The 24190-nt window shown below is 71.7% G+C and carries 19 protein-coding genes, 1 tRNA gene and 1 pseudogene; 8 read left to right on the top strand and 13 right to left on the bottom strand.

Annotated features, from left to right (window positions below; genetic code table 11):
* Nucleotides 1-44: 44 nt before the first annotated feature.
* The 4 genes from AC07FJ_RS00130 to AC07FJ_RS00145 form a co-directional block, all read right to left on the bottom strand.
* Nucleotides 45-1487: a GH1 family beta-glucosidase gene (locus AC07FJ_RS00130; RefSeq protein ID WP_479043621.1), complete on the bottom strand. Its 1443-nt coding sequence runs from the start codon at nt 1485-1487 to the stop codon at nt 45-47.
* 301 nt (nt 1488-1788) lie between these two features.
* The gene (locus AC07FJ_RS00135; protein WP_361423004.1) at nt 1789-2667 is read right to left on the bottom strand and encodes a carbohydrate ABC transporter permease; all 879 of its coding nucleotides are present in this window, start codon (nt 2665-2667) and stop codon (nt 1789-1791) included.
* Entirely contained in the window at nt 2664-3692 is a 1029-nt protein-coding gene (locus tag AC07FJ_RS00140) for a carbohydrate ABC transporter permease (protein ID WP_479043623.1), read from the bottom strand. The genes AC07FJ_RS00135 and AC07FJ_RS00140 overlap by 4 nt, the downstream gene beginning before the upstream one ends.
* An 87-nt stretch (nt 3693-3779) precedes the next feature.
* A complete protein-coding gene (locus AC07FJ_RS00145; protein WP_479043626.1) occupies nt 3780-5180 on the bottom strand; it encodes an ABC transporter substrate-binding protein in 1401 nt (466 codons plus the stop codon).
* Between the two features lie 425 nt (nt 5181-5605).
* On the opposite strand from AC07FJ_RS00145, the gene AC07FJ_RS00150 reads away from it, so the two are divergent.
* From AC07FJ_RS00150 to AC07FJ_RS00170, 5 genes are all read left to right on the top strand, one after another.
* The gene (locus tag AC07FJ_RS00150) at nt 5606-6760 is read left to right on the top strand and encodes an amidase domain-containing protein (RefSeq protein WP_479043628.1); all 1155 of its coding nucleotides are present in this window, start codon (nt 5606-5608) and stop codon (nt 6758-6760) included.
* Nucleotides 6761-7048: 288 nt separating this feature from the next.
* Nucleotides 7049-8077 (top strand): LacI family DNA-binding transcriptional regulator, encoded by a 1029-nt coding sequence (locus AC07FJ_RS00155; RefSeq protein WP_479043630.1) that lies wholly within the window; start codon nt 7049-7051, stop codon nt 8075-8077.
* Nucleotides 8078-8586: 509 nt separating this feature from the next.
* On the top strand, nt 8587-9537 hold the full coding sequence (locus AC07FJ_RS00160; protein ID WP_479043632.1) for a hypothetical protein: 951 nt from the start codon (nt 8587-8589) through the stop codon (nt 9535-9537).
* A 147-nt stretch (nt 9538-9684) separates the two neighbouring features.
* Complete coding sequence (locus tag AC07FJ_RS00165; RefSeq protein ID WP_479043634.1) at nt 9685-12642, top strand: glycoside hydrolase family 48 protein; 2958 nt, start codon at nt 9685-9687, stop codon at nt 12640-12642.
* A gap of 89 nt (nt 12643-12731) precedes the next feature.
* Nucleotides 12732-15362, top strand: coding sequence for a cellulose binding domain-containing protein (locus AC07FJ_RS00170; protein WP_479043636.1), 2631 nt, complete (start codon nt 12732-12734; stop codon nt 15360-15362).
* Nucleotides 15363-15430: 68 nt separating this feature from the next.
* Here the strand turns inward: AC07FJ_RS00170 and AC07FJ_RS00175 are convergent, their stop codons facing one another.
* Genes AC07FJ_RS00175 through AC07FJ_RS00185 form a run of 3 tightly spaced genes read right to left on the bottom strand, consistent with a single transcriptional unit; the run spans nt 15431 to nt 16832 of the window.
* On the bottom strand, nt 15431-15667 hold the full coding sequence (locus AC07FJ_RS00175) for a hypothetical protein (RefSeq protein ID WP_479043637.1): 237 nt from the start codon (nt 15665-15667) through the stop codon (nt 15431-15433).
* Between the two features lie 23 nt (nt 15668-15690).
* A complete protein-coding gene (locus tag AC07FJ_RS00180) occupies nt 15691-16248 on the bottom strand; it encodes a hypothetical protein (protein ID WP_479043640.1) in 558 nt (185 codons plus the stop codon).
* Nucleotides 16245-16832, bottom strand: coding sequence for a DUF4352 domain-containing protein (locus AC07FJ_RS00185; protein WP_479043643.1), 588 nt, complete (start codon nt 16830-16832; stop codon nt 16245-16247). The genes AC07FJ_RS00180 and AC07FJ_RS00185 overlap by 4 nt, the downstream gene beginning before the upstream one ends.
* A 174-nt stretch (nt 16833-17006) precedes the next feature.
* Between AC07FJ_RS00185 and AC07FJ_RS00190 the strand changes: the two are divergent.
* Nucleotides 17007-17303: pseudogene (locus tag AC07FJ_RS00190) on the top strand (DUF4345 domain-containing protein); the annotation flags it as partial.
* Here the strand turns inward: AC07FJ_RS00190 and AC07FJ_RS00195 are convergent.
* From AC07FJ_RS00195 to AC07FJ_RS00210, 4 genes are all read right to left on the bottom strand, one after another.
* Nucleotides 17295-17367: transfer RNA gene (locus AC07FJ_RS00195), tRNA-His, on the bottom strand. The pseudogene AC07FJ_RS00190 and the gene AC07FJ_RS00195 overlap by 9 nt on opposite strands.
* 100 nt (nt 17368-17467) lie before the next feature.
* Nucleotides 17468-18079 (bottom strand): oligoribonuclease, encoded by a 612-nt coding sequence (gene orn, locus AC07FJ_RS00200; RefSeq protein ID WP_479043644.1) that lies wholly within the window; start codon nt 18077-18079, stop codon nt 17468-17470.
* A gap of 68 nt (nt 18080-18147) precedes the next feature.
* Nucleotides 18148-19299 carry a helix-turn-helix domain-containing protein gene (locus AC07FJ_RS00205; protein ID WP_479043646.1) on the bottom strand — a complete coding sequence of 384 codons (1152 nt, stop codon included), beginning with the start codon at nt 19297-19299 and terminating at the stop codon, nt 18148-18150.
* Nucleotides 19300-19676: 377 nt separating this feature from the next.
* The gene (locus AC07FJ_RS00210; RefSeq protein ID WP_479043649.1) at nt 19677-20024 is read right to left on the bottom strand and encodes a hypothetical protein; all 348 of its coding nucleotides are present in this window, start codon (nt 20022-20024) and stop codon (nt 19677-19679) included.
* 364 nt (nt 20025-20388) lie between these two features.
* Between AC07FJ_RS00210 and AC07FJ_RS00215 the strand changes: the two genes are divergently transcribed.
* Complete coding sequence (locus AC07FJ_RS00215; protein WP_468290665.1) at nt 20389-20910, top strand: universal stress protein; 522 nt, start codon at nt 20389-20391, stop codon at nt 20908-20910.
* A 200-nt stretch (nt 20911-21110) separates the two neighbouring features.
* Nucleotides 21111-21686, top strand: coding sequence for a GPR1/FUN34/YaaH family transporter (locus AC07FJ_RS00220; protein ID WP_479043651.1), 576 nt, complete (start codon nt 21111-21113; stop codon nt 21684-21686).
* Between the two features lie 121 nt (nt 21687-21807).
* On the opposite strand, the gene glmS is transcribed toward AC07FJ_RS00220, so the two are convergent.
* Both glmS and AC07FJ_RS00230 read right to left on the bottom strand, forming a co-directional pair.
* Nucleotides 21808-23625: a glutamine--fructose-6-phosphate transaminase (isomerizing) gene (gene glmS / locus AC07FJ_RS00225; protein ID WP_361423066.1), complete on the bottom strand. Its 1818-nt coding sequence runs from the start codon at nt 23623-23625 to the stop codon at nt 21808-21810.
* Nucleotides 23626-23677: 52 nt separating this feature from the next.
* Nucleotides 23678-23953: a hypothetical protein gene (locus AC07FJ_RS00230; protein ID WP_355353671.1), complete on the bottom strand. Its 276-nt coding sequence runs from the start codon at nt 23951-23953 to the stop codon at nt 23678-23680.
* Nucleotides 23954-24190: the final 237 nt, after the last annotated feature.

The following is a 24190-nucleotide window of genomic DNA, read 5'->3' on the forward strand; positions in this document are numbered from 1 at the left end:
CGCTACAGAAATAAATCGCGGGCCCGGCCCCGGGTGTCGAAGCGTCAGGACGCGTCCCGCGACGGCAGTTCGCCGGACCGCGCCACCTTCGCGTACCAGTGCGCGCTCGACTTCGGCGTCCGCGCCAGCGTCTCGTAGTCCACGTGCACCGCGCCGAACCGCTTGGCATAGCCGTACGACCACTCGAAGTTGTCCATCAGGGACCACAGGAAGTAGCCGCGTACGTCCGCTCCGTCCGCGATCGCGCGGTGCACGGCTTCCAGGTGCCCGTGGACGTAGGCGATGCGCTCCGGGTCGTGGACCGAGCCGTCGGCGGCGACCTCGTCCTCGTACGCCGCGCCGTTCTCCGTGATGAGCAGGGGCAGGCCCGGGTGCTCGCCGGCCAGGCGCATCAGCAGGTCGTACATGCCCGTCGGGTCGACCGCCCAGCCCATCGCCGTCCGCGCGCCGGGCGGCTGGTGGAACGCGACGTCCTCCGCGCCCGGCCACGGCGAGTGGGCGCTGGCGCCGTGCCCGTCGTTGCGCGGGGCGGCCTCCCCGTCGCGGATCTTCGCCACCACGGCGGGGGTGTAGTAGTTGACGCCCAGGAAGTCGAGGCGCTGGTGGATGGCGGTGAGGTCGCCCGGCCGGACGAACGACCAGTCGGTGAGCGCCGCCGTGTCCGCGAGCAGGTCCTCCGGATACCCCCCCTCCAGCATGGGCCCGAGCCAGACGCGGTTGCCCACCGCGTCGATGCGGCGTACCGCGTCGATGTCCTCGGCCGCCGGGGTCAGCGGCCGCACCTCGTGCAGGTTGAGCGAGGCCGACACCTCGGCGTCGGCCGGCAGGGTGGCCCGCAGCGCCTGGACCGCGAGGCCGTGCCCGAGGTTGAGGTGGTGCGCGGCGCGCAGCGCGGCGACGGGGTCGGTGCGGCCCGGGGCGTGGACGCCGGAGCCGTACCCGAGGAAGGCCGTGCACCACGGCTCGTTGAGGGTGATCCAGCGGCCGACGCGGTCGCCGAGCGCGTCGGCGACGAGGGCGGCGTACTCGCCGAACCGCTCGGCGGTGGCCCGGTGCGGCCAGCCGCCCGCGTCCTCCAGCTCCTGCGGCAGGTCCCAGTGGTAGAGCGTCAGGGTCGGGGAGATACCGTGCGCGAGCAGCTCGTCGACGAGCTCGCGGTAGAAGTCGAGGCCCTTCTGGACGGCGGGGCCGCGGCCGGTGGGCTGCACGCGCGACCAGGAGACCGAGAAGCGGTACGCGCTCAGGCCGAGGTCCGCCATGAGCCGTACGTCGTCGCGGAAGCGGTGGTAGTGGTCGGTCGCCACGTCGCCGGTGTGGCCCTGGAACACCTTGCCCGGCGTGCGGGAGAAGGTGTCCCAGATGGAGGGGGTGCGGCCGCCCTCGGTGGCCGCGCCTTCGATCTGGTACGCGGCGGTGGCGGCGCCCCAGAGGAAGCCGGGCGGGAACTGACGGGTCGCGGTGAGAGGGCGAGCGTCGGACGCAGTCATTTGGGAGCGCTCCCAGGAGAAGAGGAGGGATGGGTGGAGGACGAAGGCTGATGTCCGGGGGCGGAGGGGCTGGCCCGAGGGCCTGGAGGGGGCGCACGCGAAGCGGCTGGGTGGCCGAGTGGCCGGGTGCCGGGGATCGGGTGGGGGTGGGGTGACGGGTATGGGGTGGGGGCGGGCGGCGACGGCGCTAGCGCGGACGTCCGCCCCCGGGCTCGCCCCCCGGGGCCGCCCCCGGGCCTGCCCCCCCGTGGCCGCCCCCGGCCCGGGCCCCGCGGGGGCCGACCCCGACGGTGCGTGGGCCTCAGCTCTTGACCGCGCCCGACGTGATGCCGCCCACGATGTGCTTGCCGAGCAGGGCGAAGACCAGCAGCAGCGGCACGGTCGAGATCAGGGCACCCGTCAGCACGATCGCCTGGTTGATGGTGTGGTTGCCCGAGCCCAGGCCGGCGAGCGCCACCTGGAGGGTCGGGTTGCCGTCCGGCGTGAGGGCGATGAACGGCCAGAAGAAGTCGTTCCACGCCTGGACGAAGACGAGCATGCCCAGCACCGCCATCGCCGGCCGCGCGACGGGGAAGACCACGTGCCAGATGATGCGCAGGCTGTGCGCGCCGTCCACCCGGGCCGCCTCGACCAGCTCCACGGGCAGTGCCTCCAGCAGGTACTGCCGCATGAAGAACACCCCGAACGCCGCCACCAGCGACGGCAGGACGACGGACTGGAGCTGGTCCACCCACCCGAGATCGGTGATGATCCGGTACAGCGGGATCACGCTGAGCTGCGGCGGGATGGTCATGGTCGCCACCACCAGCGCGAGCAGCGCGTTGCGGCCGCGGAAGGGCAGCTTGGCGAAGGCGAATCCGGCGAGGGTGGAGAACACCACGGTCGACGCCGCCACCAGACCGGCCACCACCGTGGTGTTGACCAGCGCCTCGCCCATGTCGACCTGGTTCCAGGCGAAGGTGAGGTTGTCGAGGAGGCGCGGTCCCGGCAGCAGCGGGGCCGGGGCCTCCACCACGCGCTCGCCGGTGTGCGAGGCGGCGACGAGGTTCCAGTACAGCGGGAAGAGCGAGAAGAGGGCGGCCAGTCCGAGGAGGACGTACGTCAGCGGGCCCGCGTGGTGCTGGCGCCCCGCCGCCGGCCGCGCCGGCCGGAGCCGCTTCAGCGGTGTTCCGAGGCTCATGACGTCCTTCCCTTGATGCCCTTGATCCCCTTGATCCCCTTGATCCCTTTGCGGGCGACGAGCAGCCGGGCCGCGCCGATCAGCAGCAGGAGCAGCAGCATCACCCAGGCGATGGCGGACGCTTGCCCCAGGGCGCCGGTGACCCAGCCCTTCTCGTACATCAGCAGGCTCAGCGTCTGGTACTGACCGCCGCTGCCGCCGCTCACCCCGAGGCTGCCGCCGAACAGCATCGGCTCGCCGAACAGCTGCGTGGCCCCGATCGTCGAGACGACGATCGTGAACAGGATGGTCGGGCGGATGGACGGAATGGTCACGCTGATGAACTGGCGCAAGCGCGACGCCCCGTCGAGGGCGGCCGCCTCGTACAGGTCCTGGGGAACGGCCTGCATCGCGGCGAGGTAGATCAGCGCGTTGTAGCCGGTCCAGCGCCAGATGACGATGACCGAGATCGCGATCTGCGCCGGCCACTTGGACGACTCCCAGTCGACGGGGTCGAAACCGACCCACCCCAGGACGGTGTTGACGAGGCCGTAGTCGCTGTTGAACAGCTGCGCGAAGACGAGCGTCGCGGCGGCGATCGAGGTGGCGTACGGGGCGAGGACCGCGACCCGGAAGAAACCACGGCCGCGCAGCTTGTAGTTGAGCAGGTGCGCGAGCCCCAGCGCCATCAGCAGCTGCGGAACGGTCGAGATGACCCCGATGGTGAAGGTGTTGGCGAGTGCCCGCCAGAAGAACTCGCTGTCCCACAGGCCCGTGTAATTGTCGAAGCCGCGCCACTCCGCCTCACCGCCGAGCTCCACGCGGTGCAGCGACAGCCAGCCCGTGTAGATCAGGGGGAAGAGCCCGAAGGCCGCGAAGCAGAGGAAGAACGGCGAGACGAAGGCGTACGGGGTCGCCTTGAGGTCCCAGCGGTAGAGGCGGCTGCGCCAGCCGCTGCCCGCGCGTACGGTACGGGGCGGCGGCGAGGGCGTGGGCGGCGGTGGCGCGGTGCCGCCATCGGCCGCCGCACGGACGGAGGTGGCCACGAGGGGCATTCCTTCCAGGTCGGTACGGGGCGGGGTGGCCGTCCGGCGGGGGAGCGCCGGGCGGCCACCCGCCTCAGGGGCACCCCGCTACTGATCGATCTTGTCGTCGACCAGCTTCTTGACGTTCTCCCAGGCGGCGTCGGGCGCGGTGCCGCGCTGCTCGATGTCGAGGATGCCGTTGTCGGTGATGAAGGTCTTCACCTGGCCGTCGTAGCGGCTGACCGGCGCGGGTGTGATGCCGGCCGCGGCCTCGGAGTAGATCCTGCCGACGGGGGTGTCGCCGAAGTACGGGATCTTGGCGTTCTGGACGGCGGCGGAGGCGAGGGTGGCCTTGGTGGAGGGGATGTTGCCGTTGACCCCGAACACCTTGGCGTGCTGCTCGGGCGCGGTCAGCCAGGCGGCGAGCTTGGCGGCCTCCTCCGCGTGCTTGCCGGACTTCGGTACGGCGAGGAAGGAGCCGCCCCAGTTGCCCGCGACCGGCGGCGCGGCGATGTCCCACTTGCCCTGGTTGGCCGGTCCGGCCTGGTCCTTGATGATGCCGGTCATCCAGCTCGGGCAGGCGACGGTGGCGAAAGTGGAGTTCTTGAACCCGGCGTTCCAGCTGCCCTTCTCGTCGAACTGCCGCAGCTTGGCGGTGATGCCGCTCTGCGCGGCCTCGACGGCCAGGTCCCACGCCTTCTTCACGCCGGGGCTGTTCGCGTAGTCCAACTCGCCCTCGGCGTTGGCGTACTGGAGGGGCTGGCTGGAGAGCACGGCGTTGAACAGGCCGCTCGCGGAGTCGTGGAAGGCGGTCCCGGCCGGGGCGCTCTTCTGGTACGTCTTGCCCGTGGCGACGAACTTCGCCCAGTCGCCGGCCCAGAGCCGGGCGACCTGGGTGCGGTCGGTGGGCAGTTTGGCCTTGGCGAAGAGGTCCTTGTTGTAGCAGATGGCCATCGGGCCGATGTCGGTGCCGAGGCCGATGACCTTGCCGTCGGCGGTCGTGGCCTGCTTGACCTTCCAGTCGAGGAAGGCGGAGGTGTCGGCGCCGCCGCTCTTGGAGAGGTCCACCCACTTGTTCGCCATGGCGGGGCCGGTGGCCTCCGCGATGTAACCGACCTCGATGGCCTGGATGTCGGCGAGGCCGCTGTTGCGGGAGAGGCGGAGCTTCAGCGTGTCCCAGTACTTCTGGCCGTCCGCGACGTTCGATTCCTCGATCTTGATGTTCGGGTGGAGCCTCTCGTACTCGGCGTAGAGCTTGGCCCCGTTCTTGTCGTCGTAACCGAAGGAGCCGAAGGTTCCGATGCGCAGGGTGATCTTCTCGTCGCCGGCTGCCTGGCCGGAACCGCCGCCGTCGCCGCAGCCGGTGAGCAGGACCGCGCAGGCCGCGACTGCGGCGGCGGCTCCGGTGTACGCGGTGCGCGTGCGGCGCGCGGTACCCGCGGGGCGCGTGGGGCGGCGGCCGGGCGCTCCGGCGCGCGTTCTGCCGCCGGACGTGCTGGAAGGGCGCATTCGACTCTCCTCGTCGTCTGTGGGAGCGCTCCCACGATGTTGGGTCACGAGGGTGGGTGTCAAGGGATGGGCGCGAATTGGAGCAGCTCCGTACGCAGGGACGCTCGCGGGGACGTCGCGCGGACGTCCGCAGGGACGTCCAGGGCTCGACCGGTGTCCGACGGGCGTCCGCTGGGTGCCCGTCCGGTGTCACGTCCGGCGTCGGGCTGGTGCCAAGCCGCGTGTCCGGCCCGCGCCGTTCGCGACCCCGTACCGCGAAGTGCCTGCCAGCGGAGGTCACTTGACCTTCTGCCGGCGCTTCCCCGGCCCCGCGCCACGGAATTGTGGCAATCCTGCGACATTCACCACGGCGCCACATAACGGAAGGTCGTGCGAACATTCCGTCGCCCGGCCCGCGCGGGACCGGGTGACAAGGGGAAGACTTCGTGAAGCGATCGACGTTCAGATCCGCCCTGGGGGCCGTATTGGCAGTCGCCGCATCGGCCGTCCTGCTGCCCACCGCTTTCGCGGGTGGCGACCCGGAGGCCGAGGCGGCCGTGAAGCCGACGGTGGACGGTGCCACGACGGCCTCGTTCGAGAAGCTGGCCGACGCCGTACTGACGCAGCGTACGGCGGCCCTGCTCGACAACGGCCAGGCGCGGCGTCCCACGCCGATGACGGACCGGAGGGCCGGCCTGTCCGCCGGGGCGGCGCGGTCGGAGAAGGAGGCGGTGTCCTCGCTGCGGTCCCGGAAGGACCGGCTCGCCGCACTGGGTGAGGTGTACACCGCGGCCACCACCGACGTCCGCGTGGACAAGACGCGCGTCAAGGACCGCCGCGCCACGGTCCGGGTCACCGAGACCACGACCCTGACGTACAAGAGGATCCGCGGTGACGAGCCGGCGAGCACCGGATTCCAGGCCCACCACGAGCTGAGCTTCGCCTTCACGCCGCGCGGCACGTGGGAACTGACGGGCATGAGGTCCACCGACGAGGGGCCCGTCGCCATCAACGAGCCCTTCGCGGCGCGGACGGCGGCGGCCGCGGCGGACACGGGCGTACCCTCGGCGACGCCCGCCTCGACCCGGCGGCCCTCGCAGCAGACGCAGAAGCCCCCGGGCACCGCCGGTTACGACTACCAGGCGATGGCGGCCTACGCCGAGAAGTACTGGAGCAACTACAACCCCGCCTACCCGGCGTACAACAGCGCCGGCGGTGACTGCACGAACTTCATCAGCCAGGCCCTGAAGGCGGGCGGCTGGAAGCACGATCCGGGGCTCTACTCGGACTACACCAACTGGTGGTACGACCCCACCCTGGGTGCCTCCGTATCGTTCGTGGGTGCCAACGAGTGGTCGTGGTTCGCGCTGCACAGCAAGCGGACGACCAACCTGGGCAACGTGTACGACATGGGCATCGGCGATGTGCTCCAGGTGGACTTCGACCGGGACGGGTCCAAGGACCACACCATGATGACCACGTACCGGAGCCGTTACGGGACGCCGTACCTGACCTACCACTCGACCGACACCTACCGGAAGTCGGTGGCGAGCCTCATCGCGTCCTACCCGAACGCGCTCTACTACGCCTACCGCACCTGACGCGCCGACGGCGCGGGGGTCCCGGGAACCCGCCGCCCCCGCGCCCGCGCACGTTCCCTGCCTCCGCGCCCGCGCGCGCTCCCTGCCCCCGCGTCCGCGCACGCCCCCCGCGCCCGCTCCCTGTGAGCGGTAGGCGGCTGGCGCCCCGGTGGCCTCGTCACTTACGGTGGGAGCGCTCCCAAGATCACGGGGGTGAAACCGGTACTCCCCTTCGGGCCGCGCAGGGGGCACCCTCTAGGTTGACTGGGTCACACCTCTTCTGAGGGAGAAACGTTCGATGGGAGGCCGATGGCGGTGAGCGGACGGCAGACCGGCAGGCCCACGCTGGAGGAGGTCGCGGCCCGGGCGGGGGTCGGGCGCGGCACGGTGTCGCGGGTGATCAACGGCTCGCCGCGGGTGAGCGACCGTGCGAAGGAGGCGGTCGGCCAGGCCATCGCCGAGCTCGGGTACGTCCCCAACCGCGCGGCCCGCGCGCTCGCGGGCGCCCGCACGGACGCCGTCGCGCTCGTCATCCCGGAGACCGAGGCGCGGCTGTTCGCGGAGCCGTACTTCCTCGACATCATCCGTGGCGTCAGCGCCGAGCTGGCGGACGCGGACATGCAGCTGCTGCTCACGCTGATCCGCTCCAGCAAGGAGCGGCAGCGCTTCGAGCAGTACCTCGCCGCACAGCGCGTGGACGGCGTCCTGCTGGTCTCGGTCCACGGCGACGACCCGCTGCCCGACATCGTCCAGGAGCTGGGGCTGCCCGCCGTGCTCAACGGCCGCCGCTCCGAGGCGGAGCCGGGCGCGTACGTCGACTCCGACAACGTCGGGGCCGGCCGTTCGGCGGTCGGCCACCTCGCCGCACGGGGCCGCCGCCGGATCGCCACCATCACGGGGCCGCTCGACATGTACGTGGCGCAGTGCCGCCTCGACGGCTACCGCCAGGGCGTCGAGGCGGCGGGCCTCCCGGCGGACGACCGGCTCGTGGCCGCGGGCGACTTCACCGAGGAGGGCGGCCGCCGGGCCATGCGCGAGCTGCTGGAACGCTGCCCCGACCTCGACGGCGTCTTCGCCGCGTCGGACGTCATGGCGGCGGGCGCTCGCGGAGTCCTGCGGGACGCGGGCCGCCGCGTACCGGACGACGTGGCGCTCATCGGCGTCGACGACTCGGCGGTGGCGCGCCTGATGGACCCGGCGCTCACCAGCGTGCGCCAGCCGATCGAGGAGATGGGCCGCCGGATGGCCCGCATCCTCCTCCAGGAGGTCACGGGCACGGCCGCGGAACCGCGACAGCTGGTGCTGCCGACGGAGCTGGTGGTACGGGAGTCGACGTGAGGGGCAATGCGCCGCGCCAGCGGCGGCGGCTCGGATCGGCGTGAGCGGCGGCGGCTCGGATCGGCGTGAGCGACGGCGTCGACTGGAGTCGGCGGGTGAGCGGAGCCGACCCGGGCCGGCGTGAGGGCGGCGACGGAACGGGTTACTCCGGGTAGGGCGCCGGGCCGAAACAATCAGGCGAACATGCTGGTCAGCGACGAGCCCTCGGGCCTTGTCAAAGATCGCCCGGGGCCCATATGTTCTCCCCCGCACCGCTTCTTTCCGGCCATACAGACGCCGCTCATGGTGCGCGCGGGACCACCTTTCCCGTTTCTGGTTCTCCCCCCCACGTTTCTCCACCCCTCCTGCCCGTATCGCTCCGGGCCTGCCCACCCTTCCGCCCGGCTCGACACCGGCGAGTACGACGACGCGTACAGGTCCCTCTGGAAGGACGGCGGTGGTCAGCGGCTGCAGCCAGTGCGCCCTCTGACTGGTGCCCGGCGCCCCGTCCTTCCAGAACGGACCCTGCCTTGCCCGCATCGCCCCGCCCCCGTCCCCGCCCCCTCCTCGGCCTCCGCCCCCTCCCTCACCTCACGCGGCGCCGCTCCACACCGGTCGCCCCCGCGCTGGCTGTCGTCACGCTGGCCGCCGTCACGCTGTCCGGGTGCGCGGGCGCGGGCGCGGCCGACTCCGCGGACGGTGCCGGAAGCGGCCCCATCGCGATCGGTGCGGTCACCACCGTCACCAGCGCGGAGCAACTCGCCTTCCCCCTGGACGCGTACGAGCTCACTCCCGCGCAGGCGCGTCAACTCCAGCTCGCGCAGGACAAGCTCGTCGCGACCTGCATGACCGCGCGGGGCTTCTCGTGGGCCGCGCCGCAGCGGCCCGCCCCGGCAGGGGGGAACCGGCACGTCCGCAGGTACGGCGTCCTCGACCCGGCGGAGGCCGGCCGGACCGGCTACCACGGCCCCGCGCAGACCGGCCCGGGCGCCAAGGAGCGGGAGGCGGGGCAGGACACGTCCGAGGCCGCACAGCAGGCGGCGGGCGCGTGCGTACTGGAGGCGCGGGCCCGGCTCAACGGCAGGAAGTCCATGGACAAGGCCGACACCACCAGCGACGACTACATCGAGCGGCTCGTCGTCGAGGACGCCGAGCGAGCCGAGCAGGACCCCCAGGTCGTCAAGGCGTTCGCCAAGTGGAGCGCGTGCATGGGCGAGGCCGGGCACGACTACGACGGCCCCTGGGCGGCCAACAACGACCCCGAGTGGGGCAAGTCGGAGACGGCGACGGACACCGAACGCCGCATCGCGACCGCGGACGTGACGTGCAAGGTGGAAACCAACCTGGCCGGGGTGTGGCTGGCGGTGGAGACCGCGTACCAGAAGCGCACGCTGGAGAGGAACGCGCAGGCGCTCGCCGAGGTGAAGAAGTCCAACGAGGACCGGATGCGCAGGGCGGCCGACGTCCTCGCCCAGGGCTGACCGGCGTAGCCAATCCCCGTCGAATTTCTTCGACTCCTCCCGCACCTTGACCCCTCTCGCGGCCCTCCCCATAGTGGGAGCGCTCCCACATGTTCACCGCTTGTGCTCACCCCCGACCCTCCCCGAGCCGCGAGGAGAAGCAGGCACATGTCACCGGGAACCCGAACCAGTAACAGAACCAGAACCTGGCTCAGAGGCAGGTCAAGGCCCCGCTCAACCGCCGCCCTCGTCGTCGCCCTGGCGTTACCGCTGGGCATGGCCGCCGTCGGCGCCCCCGCACCCGCCACGGCGGCCCAGGCCGCCGCCGTCCAGTGCAGCGTCGACTACAAGGTGGCCAACGACTGGGGCTCCGGCTTCACCGCCGAGGTCACGCTCACCAACCGGGGCACCGCGCCCCTCACCGGCTGGACCGTCACCTACGACCAGGCCGGCGACCAGAAGCTCACCAACGGCTGGAACGGCGTCTGGTCGCAGTCCGGCAAGACCGTCACCGTCCGCAACGCCGACTGGAACCGGACCGTCGCCGCGGGCGCGGCCGTCACCGCAGGCGGGCAGTTCACCTACACCGGCGCCAACCCCGCCCCCGCCGCCTTCGCCGTCAACGGCGAGCCCTGCGCCGGGGCGCACAAGCCGCCCGTCGCCGTGCTGACCAGCCCGGCCGCGGGCGCCGTCTTCACGGCGGGCGACCCCGTCCCGATGGCCGCCACCGCCGCGGCCGCCGACGGGGCGACCGTCACCAAGGTGGAGTTCTACAGCGACACCACCCTCCTCGGTACGGACACCACGGCGCCCTTCACCCACAGCGCGACCGGCCTCGCCGCCGGGACCCACTCGCTGTACGCCAAGGCGTACGACAACCGGGGCGCCGCCGCCGAGTCCGCGCCCGTCGGCATCACCGTCGCCGCCGGTGCCGCGCTCGTGGCGAGCCCCGCCCAGCTCGGCGTACGCCAGGGCTCCAGCGGCACGTTCGACCTGAAGCTCTCCACCCAGCCGTCCGCGAACGTCACGGTGACCGTCGCCCGCACCTCGGGCAACACGGGCCTCACCGCCGCGCCCGCCACCCTCACCTTCACCCCGGCGAACTGGAACACCGCCCAGAAGGTGACCGTGACCGCCGCGCCCACCGGCACCGGCTCGGCCGTCTTCACGGCCACCGCGCCCGGCCACACCAAGGCCGAGGTCACCGTCACGCAGCTGGCCGCCGACTCGACGTACGACGCCCGCTTCCTCGACCTGCACGCGCGGATCACCAACCCGGCCAACGGCTACTTCTCGCCGGAGGGCATCCCGTACCACTCGGTCGAGACCCTCATCGTCGAGGCGCCGGACCACGGCCACGAGACGACGTCGGAGGCGTACAGCTACCTGATCTGGCTCCAGGCCATGTACGGGAAGATCACCGGCGACTGGACGAAGTTCAACGGCGCGTGGGACACCATGGAGAAGTTCATGATCCCCACCCGCGCCGACCAGCCGACCAACTCCTTCTACAACGCCTCCAAGCCGGCCACGTACGCGCCCGAGCACGACCTCCCGTCCCAGTACCCCGCACGCCTCGACTCCGGCATCCCCGCCGGCGCCGACCCGATCGCGGGCGAACTGAAGAGCGCGTACGGCACGGACGACATCTACGGCATGCACTGGATCCAGGACGTCGACAACGTCTACGGCTTCGGAAACGAGCCGGGCAAGTGCTCCGCCGGACCGACGGCCACCGGCCCGTCGTACATCAACACCTTCCAGCGCGGCCCCCAGGAGTCCGTCTGGGAAACCGTCACCCACCCCACCTGCGACAACTTCACCTACGGCGGACGCAACGGCTTCCTCGACCTGTTCACCGGGGACGCCTCCTACGCCAAGCAGTGGAAGTTCACCAACGCCCCCGACGCCGATGCCCGCGCCGTCCAGGCCGCCTACTGGGCCGACGTCTGGGCCAAGCAGCAGGGCAAGGGCGCCCAGGTCACGGCGACCGTCGCCAAGGCCGCCAAGATGGGCGACTACCTGCGGTACGCCATGTTCGACAAGTACTTCAAGAAGTCGGGCAACTGCGTCGGCCCGGCCACCTGCCCCGCCGGCACCGGCAAGAACAGCGCGCACTACCTGCTGAGCTGGTACTACGCCTGGGGCGGCGCCACCGACAGCAGCGCCGGCTGGGCCTGGCGCATTGGCTCCAGCCACGCCCACGGCGGCTACCAGAACCCGCTCGCGGCGTACGCGCTCAGCGAGTACGCGCCACTGAAGCCCAAGTCGGCGACGGGCGCGCAGGACTGGGCGACCAGCCTCGACCGGCAGGTGGAGTTCTACCGCTGGCTCCAGTCCTCCGAGGGCGCCATCGCGGGCGGCGCCACCAACAGCTGGCAGGGCCGCTACGCCACCCCGCCGGCCGGCACGCCCACCTTCTACGGCCTCTTCTACGACGAGAAGCCCGTCTACCACGACCCGCCGTCCAACCAGTGGTTCGGCTTCCAGGCGTGGTCCATGGAGCGGGTCGCCGAGTACTACCACCAGAGCGGTGACGCCCTCGCCAAGAGCGTCCTCGACAAGTGGGTCGACTGGGCGATCTCCAAGACCACCATCAACCCCGACGGCACCTTCCGCATCCCGTCCACCCTCCAGTGGTCGGGCCGGCCCGACACCTGGAACCCGTCCGCACCCGGCGCGAACACCGGACTGCACGTCACCGTCGCCGACTACACCAACGACGTCGGCGTGGCCGCCGCGTACGCCAAGACCCTGACGTACTACGCCGCCAAGTCCGGTGACGCGAACGCCAAGCGGGTGGCCAAGGCCCTCCTCGACGGCATGTGGGACCACCACCAGGACCCCCTGGGCATCGCCGTCCCGGAGACCCGCGCCGATTACAACCGGTTCGACGACCCCGTCTACGTGCCGAGCGCCTGGACCGGGACCATGCCGAACGGCGACCGGGTCGACTCCTCCTCCACCTTCGCCTCGATCCGCTCCTTCTACGAGGACGACCCGGCCTGGTCGAAGGTCGAGGCCTATCTGAAGGGCGGCGCCGCGCCGGTCTTCACGTACCACCGCTTCTGGGCCCAGGCGGACATCGCCCTGGCCATGGGCTCGTACGCGGAGCTCCTCGAATAGCCCCGCGTGGCTCCGCGTACGTACGCACAACCGGGCCGGCCGCGCAGTCCGCGGCCGGCCCGGCTCGTCCCCCACCGAGAGGAAGCACCGTGCGCAGCACACGACACCTGCTCCTCGGCCTGGCGCTCGCCGCCGGCCTGCTGACCGCCGCGCCACCCACGGCCGCCGCCGAACCGGCGGTGGAACCGAAGGCCGCGGAGGCGTACACCTGGAAGAACGTCCGCATCGACGGCGGCGGCTTCGTCCCCGGCATCGTCTTCAACCGCGCCGAGAAGAACCTCGCCTACGCCCGCACCGACATCGGCGGCGCCTACCGCTGGCAGCAGTCGACCAAGACGTGGACCCCGCTGCTCGACCACATCGGCTGGGACGACTGGGGCCACACCGGCGTCGTCAGCCTCGCCACCGACTCCGTCGACCCGAACCGCGTGTACGCCGCCGTCGGCACGTACACCAACAGCTGGGACCCCGGCAACGGAGCCGTCCTGCGCTCCACCGACCGCGGCGCCACCTGGCGCAAGGCCGACCTGCCCTTCAAGCTCGGCGGCAACATGCCCGGGCGCGGCATGGGCGAGCGCCTCGCCGTCGACCCGCACCTGGGCAGCGTGCTCTACCTCGGAGCGCCCAGCGGCAAGGGCCTGTGGCGCTCCACCGACTCCGGTGCCAGCTGGTCGCAGGTCACCGCCTTCCCCAACCCCGGCAACTACGCCCAGGACCCGAGCGACACCAGCGGCTACGCCTCCGACAACCAGGGCATCGTCTGGGTCACCTTCGACGAGTCCACGGGCACGCCCGGCACCGCCACCAAGACGGTCTACGTCGGTGTCGCCGACAAGGAGAACGCCGTCTACCGCTCCACGGACGCCGGCGCCACCTGGACCCGGCTGCCCGGCCAGCCGACCGGCCTCCTCGCCCACAAGGGCGTCCTCGACAGCGCCAACGGCCACCTCTACCTCGCCTACAGCGACACGGGCGGCCCGTACGACGGTTCCAAGGGCGCGGTGTGGCGGTACGACACCAAGGCGGGCGGCGCCACGGGCGCCTGGAAGGACGTCACCCCCGCCGCCGACGCGTACTACGGCTTCAGCGGCCTGACCGTCGACCGGCAGAAGCCCGGCACCGTGATGGTGAGCGGCTACAGCTCCTGGTGGCCCGACACGCAGATCTTCCGCACCACCGACAGCGGCGCGAGCTGGACGAAGGCCTGGGACTTCACCTCGTACCCCGACCGCTCCAACCGCTACACCATGGACGTCTCCTCCTCCCCGTGGCTGACCTGGGGCGCCAACCCCGCGCCGCCCGAACAGACCCCCAAGCTCGGCTGGATGACGGAGGCCCTGGAGATCGACCCCTTCGACTCCCAGCGGATGATGTACGGCACCGGCGCCACGATCTACGGCACCGAGAACCTCGGCCAGTGGGACACCGGCGGCAAGATCACCATCAGGCCGATGGTGCAGGGCCTGGAGGAGACCGCCGTCCTGGACCTGGCGTCCCCGCCCTCCGGCGCGCCCCTGATCAGCGCCCTCGGTGACATCGGCGGCTTCCGCCACACGGACCTGACCAAGGTGCCGTCGATGATGTTCACCTCACCGAACTTCACCTCCACCACGAGCGTCGACTACGCCGAGACCAAGCCCGACGTCGTCGTACGCGCCGGGAACCTCGACGGCGGCCCGCGCGTCGCCTTCTCCACCGACAACGGCGCCCACTGGTTCCCCGGCACCGAGCCCTCCGGCGTCACGGGCGGCGGCACCGTCGCGGCCGCCGCCGACGGCAGCCGCTTCGTGTGGAGCCCGGACGGCGCCGGCGTCCACACCGCCTCCGGCTTCGGCACCTCCTGGACCGCCTCGCGGGGCATCCCGGCGGGCGCGGTCGTCGAGTCCGACCGCGTCGACCCGAAGACGTTCTACGGCTTCAAGGCCGGGGTCTTCTACGTCAGCACGGACGGCGGCACCACCTTCACCGCGTCCAAGGCGACGGGCCTGCCGGCCAAGGGAAACGTCCGCTTCAAGGCCGTCCCGGGCCGCGGCGGCGACCTCTGGCTGGCGGGCGGCGACCCCGACGGCGCCTACGGCCTGTGGCACTCCACCGACCGCGGGGCCACCTTCACCAAGGTCCAGGGTGTCGACCAGGCCGACACCATCGGCTTCGGCAAGGCCGCCCCCGGCGCCTCGTACCCGGCCCTCTACGCCAGCGCCAAGGTGGGCGGCGTACGCGGCGTCTTCCGGTCCACGGACGCGGGCGCGAGCTGGGTGCGCATCAACGACGACGCCCACCAGTGGGGCTGGACCGGCGCCGCCATCACCGGCGACCCGCGCGTCTACGGGCGGGTGTACGTGTCGACCAACGGCCGCGGCATCGTCTACGGCGACACCGCCCAGCCCTCCGACGGAGGGGGCGCCTGCCTCGCGACGTACAAGGTCACCGGTCAGTGGCAGGGCGGCTTCCAGGCCGAGGTGACGCTGAAGAACATGGGCGCGGCGGCCTGGAGTTCCTGGTCGGCCGACTGGACCTTCCCCGGCGACCAGCGGGTCACCCAGATGTGGAACGCCACCCACACCCAGACCGGCGCGGCCGTCACGGCGCGGAACACCGCCTGGAATGGCCGTGTCCCGCCGGGCGGTTCGGCCACCTTCGGCCTCACCGGCTCGTGGTCGGGGACGAACCCGCCCCCGACGACCGTGTCCTGTACGGGTACGGGTACGGGCACGGGGTAGCGATCGGCGGCCGGGGTGCGGTCCGCGTCCCGGCCCCCACGAACCTCACAGGCGCACCGGCCGGCCGGTCAGCGGCGGCGCACGTAGTCCAGGTCGTCCCGGGCGCTCGGCAGGTCCGTGTGCCCCTGCGACCAGTGGTTGACCCATCCGCACACGCCGCACGCGTAACGGCCGGTCAGCCCCGCGATCCGCGTGCCGCACCGCTCGCAGTCGGTCTCGGTGATCTCGGGCATGGGCCCGCCCGGCCGTCGCCGGAGGGCCGCTGCGGGCTCTGACCGCCGGTCGGCGGTCGGGCGGTTGGTCATGCCCGCAGGCTACCCGCGCGGGCTCAGGCGGGGCTTCCGGGCACGTAACGCGGCGCCTCGTCGTCCGGGGTCTCCGGGCTGCCGAAGTGGAACGGCACTCCCAGGTGGGCGGCCAGCTTTCTGCCGACGCGGTCGGCGGCCACGGCCGACGGGTGGAGCCCGCCGACGTCCTCGCCGCCGAGGTGCCGTACGGCCGTGCCCCGGTAGAGGGTGGCGAGCGGGTGTTCGCCGGCCGGGTCGGCGGTGAGGGCCAGCAGCTCCACGAACCAGTCGTGGACGGTGTCGCCGTCCCACACGGCCTCGATGGCCACGACTCGGCCGGGCGCCCCGGCGGCCAGGGCGGCCAGGGACTCCAGGTCGAGCGGGCTGTCGGGGGTGCGGGCGACCCGGTCGCCGTGGTGGACGTACCGGGCGTGGACCACCAGTTCGGCCTCGTGGAGGCCCATCCCGTGGGCGCGGCCGGCGGCGAAGACGACGCGGAGGGCCCGCATGCGCGCGTCCTGCAGGACGTGGCCGTCGGCCTGCTCCCGGATGCCGGCCGGGAGCAGGCCCCACCACGCGGACGCGGTGGCGTCGCTCATTCCTCGCCGAGCTTCCACTGCCCGGTCTCGTCGGAGAAGCCCGAGTTCATCGCGAACTGCACGGAGGCGAGCTTGGACGCCTTGGGCACTTCGAACACGACCCACCCGAGCACCTTCTCGCCGGGCGGCACATTGGCGTCGGAGGTCATGGACGGCCCGGCGCTGATGTCGGCGAGGGTGGTGCCGAACCGCTGCCCGTCGGCGTCGGCGACCTGGGCGCCGTTCCCGGGGCTGTCCGCGTAGACCTTGGTGCCGGTGTTGACCAGCTCGAACTGGGCGCCGACCCACCGGCTGCCGTCCTGGGGCTTGAAGAACTCGTCCTTCGGCTGGGCCGGGTCCACGATCTTCTTGAGGGTGACGGCGAGCTGCTCGCCCTCCTCCATGCCCTTGAGGGTGATCGTGCCGCCGACCTTCGCGGCGCTCGGCTTGTCGGCCTTGGGCTTGTCCGCCGGCGCCGCTGCCGTGGCGGCCGGGTCGGCGGAGGCCTTCACCTTCGGCGCGCTGTCGGCGTACTGCGGTCCGCCGCAGGCGGTGAGCGCGCCCAGGCAGAGGAGAGCGGTCAGGGTGGTGGTGGTGCGTCGCATGGTCCCCCCAGCGTTGATCGTGATCAGAGAGCCATCATGCGCGGTGTGGAGCGTATGTGGAGCCATCGCGACCGTTTCGTGACGGGAGGGCGGCTGCGGGATCGGTGGCGAGGAGCGGCCGGAGGGCCCCCAGAAGGGCGCCCGTGCAGGTGTCCCGCAGTTCGTCGCGGGGTCCGGCAGTCGCCGATCCCGGCGACGGCGGTGCGCTGGCCGGCCGGAGTGTTCCTGCTGGGCGCGGTCGGGCGGCTGCTCTCCTTCGCCGCGCACGGATGGCCGCACCCGTTCCAGGTGGTCCTCACGGCGATCGAGCTGGTGATGCCGCCGCTGTACTTCTGGCTGGCGGACGCGGAGGAGAAGGCGGTCCTGAACGGGACGGCGCGCGGGGCCGGCGTAGGACGGCGTATGACGGGAAGCAAACAGGCCGTCGACCTGCTTTCGCAGGTCGACGGCCTGTTCATCAAGGGTGAGTAACGGGACTCGAACCCGCGACATCCTGGACCACAACCAGGTGCTCTACCAGCTGAGCTATACCCACCACGACCGGTCTTCGTTTTTTCCCGACCGGCCGAGAAAAAGTGTACAGGGTCCGAGAGGGTGCTCGCTCCCGCCTTTCTCGTGGCGGCTCAGCGCGGGTGTCAGACGGCCGGTTCCGCGGGCAGGACGTGGCGGGACGCGATGGCGCGGGCGGTCTCGGAGTCCGGGCCGGGCTGGGGGACGAAGATCGCCTCGCGGTAGTAGCGGAGCTCGGCGATGGACTCGCGGATGTCGGCGAGCGCGCGGTGGTTGCCGCTCTTCTCCGGACTGTTGAAGTACGCCCTCGGGTACCAGCGGCGGGCCAGCTCCTTGACCGAGGAGACATCGACGATCCGGTAGTGGAGGTAGTCCTCCAGCGTCGGCATGTCGCGCAGCAGGAAGCCGCGGTCCGTGGAGACGGAGTTGCCGCACAGGGGTGCCTTGCCGGGCTCCTTCACGTACGCGCGTACGTAGGCCAGGACCTGCTCCTCGGCCTCGGCGAGGGTGGTGCCGGCGGCGAGCTCGTCGAGGAGGCCGGAGGCCGTGTGCATCTGGCGCACCACCTCGGGCATGGTCTCCAGTGCGGCGTCCGGCGGGCGGATCACGATGTCCACGCCGTCGCCGAGTACGTTCAGTTCCGAGTCGGTGACCAGCGCGGCCACCTCGATGAGTGCGTCGTCCGTCAACGAGAGCCCGGTCATCTCGCAGTCGATCCACACCATGCGGTCGTTCATGCGTCCTACCTTAGATGGGCCGCGCCGGAGGGGGTGTGGTCGTGCACCCCCTCCGCCGCGGCCCATCGTCACGGTGCGCTGCGCTGGCCCGGCAGGGCCACGTGCTGTCTGCCCGGCTCCCCGGGGCCTCCCGGGCGTCTGGCGCCCGGCAGGACCGCCTCCACGACCGCCTGCGGCGGCGGAGCGGAGGAGGCCGCGGTGTCGCCCTGCGGCCGCCGGGCCCGGTAGGCGGCCCGGTACGCGGCCGGCGACGAGCCCAGCTGGCGCCGGAAGTGGCCGCGCAGGGCCACCGGCGAGCGGAAGCCGCAGCGGCCCGCCACCTCGTCGACCGAGTAGTCGGACGTCTCCAGCAGCCGCTGGGCCTGGAGCACCCGCTGGGTGATCAGCCACTGCAGCGGCGCCGAGCCCGTCAGCGAACGGAACCGCCGGTCGAAGGTCCGCCGGCTCATGTACGCGCGGGCGGCGAGCGTCTCCACGTCGAACTGCTCATGGAGGTGCTCCAGTGCCCACGCGACCACCTCGGCCAGCGGGTCCGAGCCGATCTCCTCGGGCAGCGAGCGGTCCAGATAGCGCTCCTGGCCGCCGCTGCGCCGCGGTGGCACCACCAGCCGCCGGGCCAGCGCCCCGGCGGCCTCGGCCCCGTGGTCCGTCCGCACGATGTGCAGACAGAGATCGATTCCGGCCGCCGTGCCGGCGGACGTCAGTACGTCGCCGTCGTCGACGAAGAGCTCCCGCGGGTCCACATGGACCGACGGGTAGCGCTTCGCGAGCGTCGGCGCGTACATCCAGTGCGTGGTCGCCGGGCGGCCATCGAGTAAACCGGCCGCCGCGAGCACGAAGGCACCGGTGCACAGCCCGACGATGCGGGCGCCTTCCTCGTGCGCGCGGCGCAGCGCGTCGAGCGCCTCGGGCGGTGGCGGCGATGTGATCGAGCGCCACGCCGGTACGACGACGGTGCCGGCCCTGCTGATGGCCTCCAGGCCATACGGTGCGGAGAGTTCCAGTCCCCCTGTGGTCCGCAGGGGTCCTTCCTCGCCCGCACAGACAAGCAGCCTGTAGCGGGGCACTCCGGCGTCCTGGCGGTCAATCCCGAACACGGAGAGAGGAATGGAACTCTCGAAGATGGGGCCGCCGCTGAACAGCAGCACCGCGACGACCTCGCGACGACGGCGTCCGGACAGTCTGCGTCCGTTCTCCGGTGCGGCGGAGTCCTGGCTCATGACGCTAAGCCCCCCTCGGTGTTCGCGTCTCCTAGGTCCTGTCGCTCCTGCACGTTTCCCCTCGGTTTTGCACGAGTCCCCAGTCTTCGATACTCATGATCGAATCTACTGTGTCCCGTGGCGCCGCAGTGACAAGTTCCGCATCCGGGACTATGTCGACAAGGCAACTTGGCGCGAAGCATTCGATCACGAAGGCTTCCACTCCCGAGGCCCGCAGGGAAGTGCGCGTCGCGTGCATGGCCCATCCGCGTAGGGTTCCCGCGACCCCGTCGAGGCTTTCTTCCCTGGTGGCAAGGGGGTTGGCAGGCCATTTTGGCAAGGACTCGCCACCTCCCCGAAGTTGGCTGAAAACCAACGGGCGCAGGTGTGCGAAACCCTCAGCCCGCGGGCGTACACCGTCCCCCGTGACGGCCTCCCCGGTGCGCCCCCGCCCCCGTGCGCGTACCCGTACGCGTACCCGTGCGGGAGTGACGGGCCCGGTACGGCGCGTACGGCTCCGCCGGCACGCGGGCGGCGAGCCGCTCCGAGCGGCGCAGCAGCGCCCGGCAGGCGGCGGTCACGGCCGCCAGGCCCAGCGCGGTGCTGACCGCGCCGCCGAGGGGGGCTCCGTTGGCGACGAGGACCACGGGGACCAGGGCGCAGCTGAAGGCGGCCCAGCGCACCACCTCGCTCGCCGACTCGGAGGCTCCGGGCGCGGTCGGGGGAACGGGCGGGGGGACGGGCACGAGGGGCTCCCTGGGCGGCGCGGCGGCGGGGTGGACGTGTGGGCCAACGACGGGCCGCAGCTCGGGTCACTGCGCGCGCACGGGGGTGCGCGCGGCACGGGCGGGTGTCCGCGAGGTCACCCGGCGGTCACGTTCCGTGTCCAAAGGGCGCCTGTACGGCACAACCGGCATTGCCATCCTGGGCGGGCTCGGGCATGCTCCCTGGAACGCCTGTGAGCGCCGTGGGCAGGGCGGCGGGCACTGGGCAGGGCAGGAGTGTCGCCGTACCCTTGGGGGTATGGGGTTGGGAAGATGATTCCCGGACACGCCGCCTACCGTTGTTCCCCCGTCCCTTCTCACGAGGACTGTCTTCGCCGAGACTCCGATGGCCGGTCACGAATTCCCTGAACCCGCGGACCGCAGGCAGGTCGCCGACTCCACGGTCGACCCCCTCGCGGCGGACCAGACGCGCCACGCCTGCGATCCCGCCTTCCTCCACGGCGTCGTCGTGGGGTTCGACGGCTCCACCTCCAGTGAGCGCGCTCTGGCGTACGCCATCGGCATGGCCCGGCGGGCCGGCTCCGGACTGATCATCGTGCACGTGGCCAACCGGCTGCCCACCACCGTCTGGGCGGGCTGCGAGCCGCCGGTCTTCGTCGACGTACCGGATCACCGCACCGAGGTGCTCGGCCTGGAGCTGGCGTGCGCCGACTACCTCTCCGAGGTGCCGTGGATCCTGGTCGAGCGCGGCGGTGACATCTGCCACGAGCTGGAGGAGGTCGGCCGGGAGTACTCCGCCGACGCGATCGTGGTCGGCTCGACGCACGGCATCGTCGGGCGGATCTTCGGCTCGGTGGCCGGGCGGCTGGCGCGGCGCGCGCAGCGGCCGGTCGTCGTCATCCCGTAGCCCTCCCCGTCCCCGGGACCGCACCCCGTGGCCGGGTCGTAATCCGGCCGTTGCCCCGGCGTTATCGCTGGTGAGGCTGCGTCAACTTCCTTCCGTACCGATGGAATTCAGCCCCGCTCACAGGTGGATTGTGCGCTTGTGAAGGGTATATCCAGATGGCTGGGATCCAGTGCTCGGCACACTCACGAAGGGAGCCCGCCGTGGACAACGACGTCTCTGCGGGGAGCACCACCACCTCCACTCTCGGCCATCTCGCGCTCGGACTGACCCTGTTGGCCTTCGGCCTCGGCAACACCGGTGTGATCGACCACGTCGCGGCGGCCGACACCTCGGCGCTCGCCACCTGGGTCGGTGGAGTCGCGCTGTTCGCGACCGGGCTGCTGGCGCTGCGCGCGGGCAACGGCGGCGAGGGCACGGCCTTCGCCGGGCTCGGCGCCTTCTGGTTCACCTGGGGCACCGCCGTCGGCGGCGGGGCCTCGGCGGAGGCATCGGGTCTGTTCCTGCTGGTGTGGTCGCTCCTGGCGCTCACGCTGACCGTCTCGGCGAAGGGCGGCGGCCTGATGGGGCAGGGCGTGTACGGCCTGCTGTTCCTGTCGCTGCTCTCGTCCGGCGTCGGCGCCTTCGCGGAGGCGGGCGTCCTGACCAAGGCCGGCGGCTGGGCCGCCGCGCTGGCGGGCCTGGCGGCCTGGTACGGCGCGACGGCGACGGTCGCCAAGTGGCCGACGCTGTCGAACAGGGCCGCGGGCCGCAGCCGGGGTGTGACGGCCACGGGCTGAGAGGGCCACGGAGGCCGGTGTGAGGGCGACGCCGGCCGTACGAAAAAGGGCGACCCCCGGCGCGTTGGTGGCACGCGCCGGGGGTCGCCCCCTGTCCGGGAGGCAATCGCTCCGGGGGGATTTACTCCACGGTGACCGACTTCGCCAGGTTGCGCGGCTTGTCGATGTCCCGGCCCAGGGCCAGGGCCGTGTGGTACGCGAAGAGCTGGAGCGGGATGCCCATCAGGATCGGGTCCAGCTCGTCCTCGTTCTTCGGGACGATGATCGTGTGGTCGGCCTTCTCCTGCTCGGCGTGCGCCACCGCGAGGATCTTGCCGCTGCGGGCCTTGATCTCCTCCATCGCGGCGCGGTTCTTCTCCAGCAGCGAGTCGTTCGGGACGATCGCGACCGTCGGCATCGCGGGCTCGATGAGCGCCAGCGGGCCGTGCTTGAGCTCGGAGGCCGGGTACGCCTCGGCGTGGATGTAGGAGATCTCCTTGAGCTTCAGGGAGGCCTCCAGGGCGACCGGGTAGCCCCGGACGCGGCCGATGAACATCATCGACTTGGCGTTCGCGTACTCCGCGGCCAGCTTCTTGATGTCCTCCTCGCCCTGGAGGATCTCCTGGATCTGCTCCGGCAGCTTGCGCAGGCCCTCGATGATCCGCTTGCCGTCGGAGACCGACAGGTCGCGGATGCGGCCCAGGTGCAGTGCGAGCAGCGCGAAGGCGACGACCGTGTTGGTGAAGCACTTGGTGGAGACGACGCAGACCTCCGGGCCCGCGTGCACGTACACGCCGCCGTCCGCCTCGCGGGCGATCGCGGAGCCCACGACGTTGACGACGCCGAGGACGCGGGCGCCCTTGCGCTTGAGCTCCTGGACGGCCGCGAGCACGTCGTACGTCTCACCGGACTGCGAGACGGCGATGTACAGCGTGTCGGGGTCCACGACCGGGTTGCGGTAGCGGAACTCGGAGGCCGGCTCGGAGTCGGCCGGGATGCGGGCCAGGCCCTCGATCAGCGAAGCGCCGATCATGCCCGCGTGGTACGAGGTGCCGCAGCCGAGGATCTTCACGCGGCGGATGCCGCGGGCCTCGCGGGCGTCGAGGTTCAGGCCGCCCAGGTGGACGGTGGAGAACTTCTCGTCGATGCGGCCGCGCAGGACGCGGTCCACCGCGTCGGCCTGCTCCGAGATCTCCTTGTGCATGTACGTGTCGTGGCCGCCCATGTCGTACGAGGCGGCCTCCCACTCCACGGTCTCGGGCGTGGCGGTGGTCAGCGTGCCCGAGGTGGTGTACGTGCGGAACTCGTCGGCCTTCAGGGTGGCCATCTCGCCGTCGTCCAGGGTGACGATCTGGCGGGTGTGGGCGATCAGCGCGGCGATGTCGGAGGCGACCAGCATCTCCTTCTCGCCGATGCCGAGGACGACCGGCGAGCCGTTGCGGGCGACGACGATGCGGTCGTTGAAGTCGGCGTGCATGACGGCGATGCCGTACGTGCCCTCGACGACCTTGAGCGCCTCGCGGACCTTCTCCTCCAGGGTCTCGGCCTGGGAGCGGGCGATCAGGTGGGTGAGGACCTCGGTGTCGGTCTCGGAGGCGAAGACCACGCCGTCGGCCTCGAGCTTGGCGCGCAGCTCGGCGGCGTTGTCGACGATGCCGTTGTGGACGACCGCGACCTTGTTCTCGGGGTCCATGTGCGGGTGCGAGTTGATGTCGCTCGGGGCGCCGTGCGTGGCCCAGCGGGTGTGGGCGATGCCGGTGGTGCCGGTGAAGCGCTTGGGGACGCGGGCCTCCAGGTCACGGACCCGGCCCTTGGCCTTGACCATCTTCAGCCCCGGCGACTTGGGGCTGGTGATGACCATGCCCGCGGAGTCGTAGCCCCGGTACTCCAGCCGTGCCAGACCCTCCAGCAGCAGCGGAGCCACATCGCGCTTACCGATATAACCGACAATTCCGCACATAAAGTTCTGCCCCTCCGAGTGATTGCGGGTGTGCCCGGCTCTGGACCAGCCGTCAGCCGTAGACGATGCGGCGCAGCTGCCGGAGCGAGAGCTCCGGAGGCGCCACGGCGCGGTGCGGCAGCTCGGCCGCGATGCGCTCGAAGATCGCGGAGTTCACTTCGCCGCCGGACTGCAGTTCGCGGTGGCGGCGGCGGACGAACTCCTCGGTCGTCTCGTCGAAGTACGCCAGCACGTCGAGCACCACCCGGGCGGCCTCACCGCGCTGGAGCGCGGTGCTGCGGACCAGGTGGTCGATGAGGTCGTCATGCGACGGGCGGCGTTCGAGCACCCGTAGATACTGAGGGCTGAGGGGGTGCCTTCGCAAGATTTCTGCCCGATATCGGGCAGGACCTTCATGATCGACGGAAAACCACAGTCGGTCGGCAGCAGCTCCACGCTCGTGTCGGCCCCGGCACGCCGCCTATGACGTACCCGTCGAAACTCCAGTGCCGTGCTTCTGGATGATTTCCGCCGGGAGGTCGATTCTGGCATGGGGCACGCCCGGTGCGGCTGCCCGGCTCCACGG

This window comes from Streptomyces sp. NPDC045998 (assembly GCF_056430285.1).

What these genes read in the sequence shown, in the direction of transcription:
- AC07FJ_RS00130 (WP_479043621.1), bottom strand. Translation starts at nt 1,487, where the DNA reads ATGACTGCGTCCGACGCTCGCCCTCTCACCGCGACCCGTCAGTTCCCG.
- AC07FJ_RS00135 (WP_361423004.1), bottom strand. Translation starts at nt 2,667, where the DNA reads ATGAGCCTCGGAACACCGCTGAAGCGGCTCCGGCCGGCGCGGCCGGCG.
- AC07FJ_RS00145 (WP_479043626.1), bottom strand. Translation starts at nt 5,180, where the DNA reads ATGCGCCCTTCCAGCACGTCCGGCGGCAGAACGCGCGCCGGAGCGCCC.
- AC07FJ_RS00155 (WP_479043630.1), top strand. Translation starts at nt 7,049, where the DNA reads ATGGCGGTGAGCGGACGGCAGACCGGCAGGCCCACGCTGGAGGAGGTC.
- AC07FJ_RS00165 (WP_479043634.1), top strand. Translation starts at nt 9,685, where the DNA reads ATGTCACCGGGAACCCGAACCAGTAACAGAACCAGAACCTGGCTCAGA.
- AC07FJ_RS00175 (WP_479043637.1), bottom strand. Translation starts at nt 15,667, where the DNA reads ATGACCAACCGCCCGACCGCCGACCGGCGGTCAGAGCCCGCAGCGGCC.
- AC07FJ_RS00180 (WP_479043640.1), bottom strand. Translation starts at nt 16,248, where the DNA reads ATGAGCGACGCCACCGCGTCCGCGTGGTGGGGCCTGCTCCCGGCCGGC.
- AC07FJ_RS00185 (WP_479043643.1), bottom strand. Translation starts at nt 16,832, where the DNA reads ATGCGACGCACCACCACCACCCTGACCGCTCTCCTCTGCCTGGGCGCG.
- orn (WP_479043644.1), bottom strand. Translation starts at nt 18,079, where the DNA reads ATGAACGACCGCATGGTGTGGATCGACTGCGAGATGACCGGGCTCTCG.
- AC07FJ_RS00205 (WP_479043646.1), bottom strand. Translation starts at nt 19,299, where the DNA reads ATGAGCCAGGACTCCGCCGCACCGGAGAACGGACGCAGACTGTCCGGA.
- AC07FJ_RS00215 (WP_468290665.1), top strand. Translation starts at nt 20,389, where the DNA reads ATGGCCGGTCACGAATTCCCTGAACCCGCGGACCGCAGGCAGGTCGCC.
- glmS (WP_361423066.1), bottom strand. Translation starts at nt 23,625, where the DNA reads ATGTGCGGAATTGTCGGTTATATCGGTAAGCGCGATGTGGCTCCGCTG.